At 38.0% G+C, this 9,698-nt stretch carries 11 protein-coding genes; all 11 read left to right on the forward strand.

The window, feature by feature from the left end; all coding sequences use genetic code 11:
• The first annotated feature begins 229 nt into the window (after window positions 1–229).
• On the forward strand, window positions 230–1,111 hold the full coding sequence (gene rfbA, locus AB1498_08205; protein ID MEW6088271.1) for a glucose-1-phosphate thymidylyltransferase RfbA: 882 nt from the start codon (window positions 230–232) through the stop codon (window positions 1,109–1,111).
• 111 nt (window positions 1,112–1,222) lie between these two features.
• A complete protein-coding gene (locus tag AB1498_08210) occupies window positions 1,223–1,483 on the forward strand; it encodes a ribbon-helix-helix protein, CopG family (GenBank protein ID MEW6088272.1) in 261 nt (86 codons plus the stop codon).
• On the forward strand, window positions 1,480–1,914 hold the full coding sequence (locus tag AB1498_08215; protein MEW6088273.1) for a type II toxin-antitoxin system VapC family toxin: 435 nt from the start codon (window positions 1,480–1,482) through the stop codon (window positions 1,912–1,914). The genes AB1498_08210 and AB1498_08215 overlap by 4 nt, the downstream gene beginning before the upstream one ends.
• A 97-nt stretch (window positions 1,915–2,011) precedes the next feature.
• Complete coding sequence (gene rfbC / locus AB1498_08220) at window positions 2,012–2,581, forward strand: dTDP-4-dehydrorhamnose 3,5-epimerase (GenBank protein ID MEW6088274.1); 570 nt, start codon at window positions 2,012–2,014, stop codon at window positions 2,579–2,581.
• Between the two features lie 39 nt (window positions 2,582–2,620).
• On the forward strand, window positions 2,621–3,634 hold the full coding sequence (gene rfbB / locus AB1498_08225) for a dTDP-glucose 4,6-dehydratase (protein ID MEW6088275.1): 1,014 nt from the start codon (window positions 2,621–2,623) through the stop codon (window positions 3,632–3,634).
• Window positions 3,635–3,654: 20 nt separating this feature from the next.
• Window positions 3,655–4,617, forward strand: coding sequence for a glycosyltransferase family 2 protein (locus AB1498_08230; protein MEW6088276.1), 963 nt, complete (start codon window positions 3,655–3,657; stop codon window positions 4,615–4,617).
• An 84-nt stretch (window positions 4,618–4,701) separates the two neighbouring features.
• Window positions 4,702–5,286, forward strand: a complete 585-nt coding sequence (locus AB1498_08235) for an SIS domain-containing protein (GenBank protein ID MEW6088277.1) — start codon at window positions 4,702–4,704, stop codon at window positions 5,284–5,286.
• A 6-nt stretch (window positions 5,287–5,292) separates the two neighbouring features.
• A complete protein-coding gene (locus AB1498_08240) occupies window positions 5,293–6,234 on the forward strand; it encodes a UDP-glucuronic acid decarboxylase family protein (protein ID MEW6088278.1) in 942 nt (313 codons plus the stop codon).
• A gap of 2 nt (window positions 6,235–6,236) precedes the next feature.
• Window positions 6,237–7,547 carry a UDP-glucose/GDP-mannose dehydrogenase family protein gene (locus AB1498_08245; protein ID MEW6088279.1) on the forward strand — a complete coding sequence of 437 codons (1,311 nt, stop codon included), beginning with the start codon at window positions 6,237–6,239 and terminating at the stop codon, window positions 7,545–7,547.
• 26 nt (window positions 7,548–7,573) lie between these two features.
• Window positions 7,574–8,257, forward strand: coding sequence for a transaldolase family protein (locus AB1498_08250; GenBank protein MEW6088280.1), 684 nt, complete (start codon window positions 7,574–7,576; stop codon window positions 8,255–8,257).
• Window positions 8,258–8,318: 61 nt separating this feature from the next.
• Complete coding sequence (ispG, locus tag AB1498_08255) at window positions 8,319–9,455, forward strand: flavodoxin-dependent (E)-4-hydroxy-3-methylbut-2-enyl-diphosphate synthase (GenBank protein MEW6088281.1); 1,137 nt, start codon at window positions 8,319–8,321, stop codon at window positions 9,453–9,455.
• Window positions 9,456–9,698 lie beyond the last annotated feature (243 nt).

Below are 9,698 nucleotides of genomic sequence, written 5' to 3' on the forward strand. Positions count from 1 at the left end.
GTCAATTTTTTATGATTTTGGCCAAAATTAGACTTAAAAAAATATTTTCCCAGTTTAACGAAACAAAAAATAAATTTTATATGGACGAATAGAGCGAAAATAAAGATTTTCCATGGCTACCGATTAACTTTAAGTCGCGCTTAAAAAAACTCGCTTGTTTTAGGATTAGAAATACATTGTATGAGTATAAATTTTTATAAAAAGTGTTTTTAATATGAGGTAAATATATATGAAAGGCATAATTCTAGCCGGCGGAAGCGGCACAAGACTTTATCCTGTTACATTGTCGGTATGTAAACAGCTTTTGCCTGTTTATGACAAACCGATGATTTATTATCCGCTGTCGGTGTTGATGCTTGCAGGGATAAGAGAAATTCTTATTATTTCCACCCCTCAGGACCTGCCGAGATTTAAGGAAATATTCCGCGATGGAAGCCAGTTAGGTTTGAAGTTTTCATATAAGGAACAGTTAAATCCGAACGGTCTGGCGGAGGCATTTATTCTTGGGGAGGAATTTATAGGCAAAAGCAGTGTTTGTCTTGTTCTTGGTGATAATATATTTTACGGCCATAATCTGACGGAATTGCTGCGTAAAGCCTCAAATAATGTCGGTGAAAAAGGCGGGGCTGTAATTTTGGGATATTATGTAAATGACCCTGAAAGGTATGGAGTCGCTGAATTTGATAAAAAAGGAAAGGTTGTCTCGATAGAAGAAAAACCAAAAGTTCCAAAATCCAATTACGCGGTAACCGGTCTTTATTTTTATGATAACGAAGTCGTAAAAATAGCGAAAAATCTTAAGCCCTCGGAAAGAGGCGAATTGGAAATAACGGATGTCAATAGAAAATACCTGCAAAGGGAAAAACTCAGTGTTGAATTACTGGGGAGGGGTTACGCGTGGCTTGACACGGGCACGCATGAGAGCCTCTCAGACGCGAGTCTATTTATTAAAGCGATCGAAGACAGGCAGGGATTGAAGGTGGCCTGTATAGAAGAAATAGCTTATATTCTGGGATATATATCGAAAAAAGATTTACTCAAACTTGCCGAGCCTCTTAAGAAAAATCAATATGGTAATTATCTTATAAATTTGACAACCAAGAATTTTTGACTGCCAGGCTACAGGTAAACAAAAGTGCGCAATAAATTCTCTCCTTTTTTGCCCAAAATAGTGTTGACAAATTTGTCTTATTTTGTGATAATTATAAGAAAAGGAGAAAAAATGGCAAAAATAAATATTTCAATGTCAGATGACATCTTAGCAGAAATAGAGAATAAGCGGAAAGAAAAACATTTGACCCGGTCAGGTTTTTTACGCAAGGCCTTTGAGTCCTATATTCGTGTTTTGGAAGATGAAAAACTGGAAGAAGAAAAAAAAAGAGGGATTGAGAAAGCAATTGAACTTCAAAATGAGATTCGAGAAAAGGTAGGTGAATATGATTTTGCTGAAGATCTAAGAAAATGGAGAGAAGGCCGTAAATGAAGCTTTTGAAAAGATTAACTTATGTGTTAGATGCTTCCGTGATTTTAAAATGGCATACAAAAGAAAATGAAAAAAACATTGAGAACGCATACAGGCTTAGAGAGGATTTCAGAACCAGAAAAATAGAGATAATAGCTCCTGAATTGCTGATTTATGAGGTGGCTAATGTCCTTCGTTATAAAAGCGCATTGGAAGAAAAACTGATTTTAAACGCGATAACAGGTATCTATGAAATGAGAATTTTGAGGCCGGCAAACGAGGATGTTATGAAAGAAGCTGTCAGACTGGCGCGTAAATATGATATCACCGTTTATGATTCTGCTTACATAAGTCTCGCGAATAATTTCGGTTGTTCTTTAATTACCGCTGATAAAAAACTTTTAGAGAAGATTGGTTTACTTTCTAATATTCTGTTTTTAAATAAGTATTAATTCTATAGAAGGCCAATAATGAATCCAGCCCTTTCTAAGATAAAGGAGAAAATGAGGGACTGGAAAAAATAGTTTATATTACAGGAGGGAGATCTGGGTGAATTTTATAAAAACGGAAATACCGGATGTTTTTATCATAGAGCCTAAAGTTTATTTTGATGAAAGAGGATATTTTTTTGAAAGCTATAAGGCCTCTTTATTTGAAAGAAACATCGGAAAAATAAATTTCGTGCAGGATAACGAATCAAAGTCGACTTACGGTATTGTTAGAGGACTGCATTATCAAATCCCGCCTTTCACCCAAAGCAAGCTTGTAAGGGTTATTAAAGGAAAGATATTGGATGTTGCCGTGGACATCAGAAAAGGCTCTCCCACGTTTTCAAAATACGTTGCGATCGAGCTCAGCGAAACAAACAAGAAACAATTATTCGTCCCGAGGGGGTTTGCTCACGGCTTCGCGGTTTTGAGCGATGAATGCATTGTGGCCTATAAGGCTGATAATTATTATTCGCCGGAATCCGAAAAAGGGGTACAGTTTGATGACAAAACTTTAAATATCGACTGGAAAATAAACAAAAACGATATAATTGTCTGCAAAAGAGACAGTAATTTTCCCTCTCTCGATAATGCTGAGATTTTTGATTACAGCGCAAAATCATACGAATAAATTGTGTGCATTGAAAATTAAATTAAGGGAGTAAATAAGATGAAAACGATTCTAATAACGGGTGGCTGTGGTTTTATAGGAAGCAATTTCGTCCCGTATTTTATCGAAAAATACCAGGATTATTTTTTAATTAACCTTGATAAGCTGACATACGCCGGTGATCCTGAAAATTTAAAGGAAATAGAAGGGCACCCGCGATATAAATTTGTCCAGGGCGATATTTGTGACGGTAAGCTGGTGAAATCCCTGTTTGAGGAGTTTGATGTTAAGGGAGTCATTCACTTTGCCGCCGAATCCCATGTGGACAATTCCATAGAAGGTCCGGAAGTTTTTGTGCGGACTAATGTATTAGGGACTTTTACGTTAATCGACACGGCAAGAAGCCATTGGATGGCGGGGCCGTTCGAATATAAGCCTTCGTGTGAAAATACGCGGTTTCATCATATATCGACCGACGAAGTTTACGGGACGCTCGGAGAAACGGGATATTTTACCGAAGAAACGCCTTATCGCCCCAACAGCCCGTACTCCGCAAGCAAGGCATCGAGCGACATGGTTGTCAGGAGTTATTTTCACACATATGGATTGAATACCGTAATAACAAATTGTTCTAATAATTACGGCCCCAAACAACATAAGGAAAAACTTATTCCCGTCATTATAAGAGCGGCGGTAAACGGGAAACCAATTCCTATTTATGGCGATGGTAAAAATATCAGAGACTGGCTGTATGTTCTTGACCATTGCAAGGGGATTGATCTCGCCTTTCACAAAGGAGAAAAAGGCGAAACTTACAACATCGGCGGAAAAAATGAGAAAACGAATATTTATATCGCGGGAAAAATCTGTGATGTTTTAGATATGCTTTACCCTGTAGCGATAAGTTACAGGGACTTGATAACATTCGTAAAAGACAGGCCCGGCCATGACAAAAGGTATGCGATAGACACGGCAAAAATAGAGACAAAACTCGGGTGGAGAGCAGAAGAAAATTTTGAAAGCGGGATTGTTAAAACAATAAACTGGTATTTGAAAAACTGGGGAATTATTTAATTTAACAATTAGTGCCGATTATGGAAAAATCTGTCAGTATTGTAATTGCAAATTGGAATGGCGAAAAGGTCATTGTAAAATGTCTTGATTCGTTGAAAGAGGCATGTCGTTTTTACAGCGGCCAGGTTGAAATAATTGTGGTTGATGATGAGAGCAGCGATGGAAGCAGGGATATTATTAAAAGCAGTTATCCTGAAATTAAATTGATAGTAAATGAAAAAAATAAAGGTTTTGGAGAAACGTCAAACCGCGGCATTAGAGAGGGTAAAAATGCTGTAGTCATTTTGCTGAATAATGATGTTGAAGTGGAAAAAAATTTTATAAGCCCCCTGGTTTCTCATTTTGAAGATACTTCTGTTTTCGCGGTAAGCTGCCGATCTTTTTTTCATGACAGGAAAACCTTTAACGAGGGCAGGAAAGTGCCCAGGTTTACCCGCGGGTTTATCAGGTTTCCATCTTTATCCAATAGAGAACCTGCAGATGATTTGATTAAAAAAACAAAAACTTTTTATTCCTTTTACGCAGTCGGCGGGCATTGCGCTTATTCACGCGATAAATTTCTGGAACTGGAAGGGTTTAATCCGCTGTACTATCCGTTTTATTGGGAGGATGTGGATATCTGTTACAGGGCGTGGAAGAGAGGCTGGAGAACCATTTATGAGCCGAAGAGTGTTGTTTATCACGGTCCGCACGGGGTAATTAAGGAAAAGAATAGAAATCATTATGTGAAAACGATAATGAACCGCAACAGGATTTTGCTTGTATGGAAGAACTGCGAGGCAGGGACTATTTTTCTTTATCACTTTTTCCCGCTTGTTTGGAAACTGGTTACTTATCTTTTTATTTTGGATTTTGATTTTTATCGTTCTTTTGTTATGGCAGTTAGAGAAATTCAATGTGTCCAAAAGGAAAGAAAAAAAGAAAAAAAAATTATTGCCGTGACCGATAAAGAGATATTCCGGTCCTGTGCCGAAATGCTATAGTGTGCCAGCTTAGTGTCAGGAAACAACCTTTCCGGATGTATGGTATAATATTTAGCGAAAGCGGGATATGAGGGAAAATATTTTATGATAGAACAATTATTTGAAAAAACAGCAGATGAACATATAAAAATAATTACTTTATTGAAAAGCGACCCGGAATTATGTTTAAAAATAAAAGAAGCGGGAAATATATTATTCGCGGTGTTTAAAACCGGGAATAAATTGTTGCTTTGCGGGAATGGCGGAAGCGCGGCAGACTGCCAGCATATTGCCACGGAACTTGTCAGCAGATTTTTTATGGAAAGAAAAGCCCTTGATGCGGAGGCATTAACTGTCAATACATCGTCCCTGACGGCGATCGGGAATGATTACAGCTTTGATAAGGTTTTTTCAAGACAGCTTGAAGCGAAGGGAAAAAAGGGAGATGTGCTGCTCGCGATATCGACAAGCGGCAATTCGAAAAATATTATTGAAGCGATTAATACCGCAAAAGGCATGAAAATCAAAACTATAGGTTTAACAAATAATAATAAAAATAATCTTATATCCAGGGTTTCGGATGTTTGTATTAATGTCCCCTCGTCTTCCACCCCTCGGGTCCAGGAGGCGCATATACTTATCGGGCACGTATTATGTGAGTTTTTAGAAAGCGGATTATTCAAAAGATAAACTAACATGAATAAAAAAAACATTTTAATCGCGGGCGGTGCCGGTTTTTTAGGGTCGCATTTATGCGATTTTTTTATAAAAAAAGGCTATTATGTAATATGTGTGGATAATTTTATTACAGGAAACAAAGATAACATTTCCCGTCTTTTAAAACACAAAAATTTTGAATTTATTAAACATGACATTACTAAACCTTTATCTATAAGAAAAAATCTGGATTATGTCTTAAATTTTGCATCTCCGGCAAGCCCTGTATATTATTTGAAATATCCCATTAAAACGCTTGAAACAGGTTCTCTCGGTACACAGAATATGCTGAAACTGGCCCAAAAAAAGAAAGCGGTTTTTTTCCTCGCTTCCACATCTGAGGTTTATGGGGATCCTTTAATCCATCCGCAAAAGGAAACTTATTGGGGAAATGTAAATCCAACCGGCCCTCGTGCGGTATACGATGAGGCAAAACGTTACGCGGAGGCAATTACATTTGCTTATAACCGATACTATAATGTTGATATAAGGGTTATTCGTATATTTAATACTTTCGGGCCGAGGATGCAAATTGACGATGGACGAGTAGTTCCAGCTTTTATTTATCAAGCCTTAAAGGGAAACCCTATAACTATTTTTGGAAATGGAAACCAGACCCGCAGTTTTTGTTATGTTTCTGATTTGATAGAAGGGATTTATAAAATGATGTGTTCAAAAGAAATTGGGCCTGTCAATTTAGGGAATCCTCATGAAGTGACGGTTTTGGAATTTGCGAAAATGATCAAAAAAATTACAAAAAGTAAAAGCGATATTATTTCCTACCCTTTACCCCAGGATGACCCAAAGATGCGGAAACCGGATATAACTAAAGCTGAAAAGGTATTAAAATGGAAGCCCAAAATTTCCATGGAAGACGGGATTTTTGAAACAATTAAATGGTTTAAAAAATATAGGAGTTAAAAATGAAAATATGCGTTATTGGCACGGGTTATGTAGGCCTTGTTGCCGGAGTATGCCTTGCGGATTTAGGAAACAATGTTTCTTGTGTTGATATAAATAAAGATAAAATAAATAAACTCAAGCAAGGAATTATCCCTATATATGAGCCTGGGTTAGAAGAAATATTAAAAAATAATATTAAAAACAAAAGGTTGAAATTCAGCACGGACATGGATGCTGGAATTAAAGCTTCAAAAGTGATATTTATTGCCGCGGGGACGCCAAGTAAATCCAATGGCGAAGTTGATCTTAGTGCGGTGGAATCTGTTGCTTCCCACATAGGCAAAAACATCAATTCTTACAAAGTAATAGTAAATAAAAGTACAGTGCCTGTTGGTACATGCCGCCGTTTAGCAGAAATTATAGGCTGTAATTTAAAAAACAAACATACCTCATTTGATATAGTATCAAACCCGGAATTTTTGAAAGAAGGTTCAGCCGTACAGGATTTCATGAGGCCGAACCGTGTTATAGTAGGAACAGAAAGCAGGAAGGCATTGAGAATAATGAAGGATATTTATGACAGCTTATTTTTAAGTACCGGTGCCTATTTTGTAGCTACTAATTTAGAAACGGCAGAAATGATTAAATATGCCTCAAACGCTTTTCTGGCGGCAAAAGTTTCTTTTATCAATGAAATTGCCTGTTTGTGTGAATTAGTCGGTGCTGATGTTAAAGTCGTATCGCGGGGTATGGGTTTGGATGAACGAATCGGGTCTAAATTTTTGCACGCGGGCCCCGGTTACGGAGGTTCTTGTTTTCCAAAAGATATATCCGGTTTAGAATTCCTGGCTAAACAGGTTGGTTATAATTTTAAAATTGCCAAAGCGGTGATGGAGGTTAACAGAACTCATAAATTATGGATGATTCAAAAAATTGTAGAAAAAACAAAAGGTGTAAAAAATAAGACTATTGGAATTTTGGGCCTTTCTTTTAAACCAAATACAGATGATATGAGGGAAGCCCCCGCTGTAGTTATAATTAATGAATTATTAAAAAAAGGAGCCAAAATAAAGGCTTTTGACCCTGTTGCCATGAATGAGGCAAAAAAAATATTTTCTTCTGGAATAGAATTTTGCGTTAACAGTTATGACACGGCGAAGAACAGCGACGCGTTAGTTTTTCTTACAGAATGGAATGAATTCAGAGAAATAGATTTTATGAAATTAAAAAAGCTGCTTAAAACCAGGTTGATTTTTGACCTTAGAAATATATTTGAACCTGAAAAAATCAGAAAACTCGGGTTTGAATATGTTGGAGTAGGAAGAGCATAGTTTAATACAAACAGAAAGGAGCAGATATGGAAATATTTATTGACAGCGCTAATAAAAATGAAATAAAAAAATGGATTGATTGTTCTGTCGCGGACGGTGTTACCACTAACCCCAGTATCATGTTTAAAGACGGAGTGCTTGATATAGAAAGGGGTTCCAAGGAACTGGCTGACTTGATATATCCAAGGCCGTTAAGCGTTGAAGTTACAAGCAATGATCCTAAAGAAATGCTTGAACAGGCGATGGCCATTTCCAAGTGGGCAAAAAATATCGTGATCAAAATCCCGATAATCAACGCGGACGGGGTTCCATGCACGAACGTGATAAAACAGCTGGAAGAAGAAGGAATAAAAGTCAATGCGACGCTTATATTGTCTTTCGGGCAGTTTATTCTCGCAGTCAAGTCAAATGCAACATACGCAAGTGTTTTTGCCGGGAGGGTGGAAGACGAAGGGCATGATTCCGCCGTGCTGGTCAGTCAGGCATGCGAATTTCTTTCTCACTGGCCTAAATACAAGACTAAAATTATTGTAGCGAGTATAAGGGGCATAAGGGACATTCAGGAATCAGCGGTGTCGGGGGCGCATATATTAACGATCCCGCCGGCTTTAATTAACAAGATGGCTGACCATAGAAACACACGTTTTGGCGTCCGGACTTTTATAGATGATACGGCGAAAGCGATGGAAGCGGCAAAGAAAAAGCCGTGATTCGTGATACGTTGTTCATGATTCGTTGAAAGTCAATAATGAAAAGTATTGAAGAGTGACGATGTTTAAAAGACGAAAAAGTAAAAAAGTCAAAGTAGGAAGTTTATATATAGGCGGTAATTCTCCAATAACGGTCCAGTCAATGAGTAAAACCGATACGCGCGATATTTCTTCGACCGTAAAGCAGATAAAGCTGCTGGAAAAAGCCGGGTGTGAGATTATCCGGGTGGCTGTTTTAAACCAGGAAGCGGCATGCTGTTTGGGTGAAATCAAAAAAAAGATAAAAATCCCCCTGGTTGCAGATATTCATTTTGACTACCGCCTTGCATTGGAATCAATAAAACAGGGAGTTGATAAGGTAAGAATTAACCCGGGTAATATTGGAGACAGGGACCGTATCCGCCAGGTGGTAAAGGCGGCAAAAGAAAAGAAAATCCCAATCCGCATCGGCGTCAACAGCGGTTCAATAGAAAGAAGGCTTTTGGAAAAATTCGGGTTTACCTCTTGCGCCATGGTGGAAAGCGCGCTGTCTGAAATCTCTCTTTTTGAAAAAGAAAAATTTTACGATATAGTCGTTTCCCTTAAAGGTTCTGACGTCCCAATGACCGTTGAAGCATATCAGATGCTTTCCGGAAAATGCGAATATCCGCTGCATCTTGGAATTACCGCAGCCGGGCCGTTTTATCCTGGTATGATAAAATCAAGCGTGGGTGTCGGGTCGCTTCTTTTACAGGGGATTGGCGATACTATAAGGGTCTCTTTGACTGCCCGGCCTGAAGAAGAGGTTTTGCTGGGCCAAAAGATTTTAGAATCAGTTGGCCTCAGAAAAACAGGCCCTGAAATTATTTCCTGCCCGACTTGCGGCAGGTGTGAAGTCGATATGATTAAGTTAACTGAAAAGGTTGAAAAGGCGCTTAAAGGAATAAACAAACCAATAAAAGTGGCTGTAATGGGATGTGCGGTTAACGGCCCGGGGGAGGCGCGCGAAGCGGATATAGGTGTCGCGTCCGGAAAAGGCTGCGGCCTTTTATTTAAAAAGGGAAAGATTATCAGAAAGATACAGGAGAAAGATTTATTTCCCGAGCTTATCAAAGAGATCCGTAAAATCAGGAAATTTGGCACGGCCAAGGGGAAAGTTATTATTCATGATGATTTTGATAAACCATTGCCGGATGATATTATAAAGTATTTCGCATGAATTATACCCATAATTTCCTCTGATAAAATAATGGCTGAATACGACGTGAAAATATTATGGTAAGATTTAGTCTGCAGCGGTTACAAAATAAAATTTCGGGAATGATACTGTTTAGTCAAGGACTATCCCCAAAAAATAGACATAGAAAACAGTAAGTAGTTGTGAAATAAGGAATAAATAAAAAAAGGAAGTGTAAAAGCATAATTTTTTATATTTTTCAAAAAAATGGGGATACTTTTTTAT

Source organism: bacterium, from assembly GCA_040754625.1.
Lineage (GTDB): Bacteria > JACRDZ01 > JAQUKH01 > JAQUKH01 > JAQUKH01 > JAQUKH01.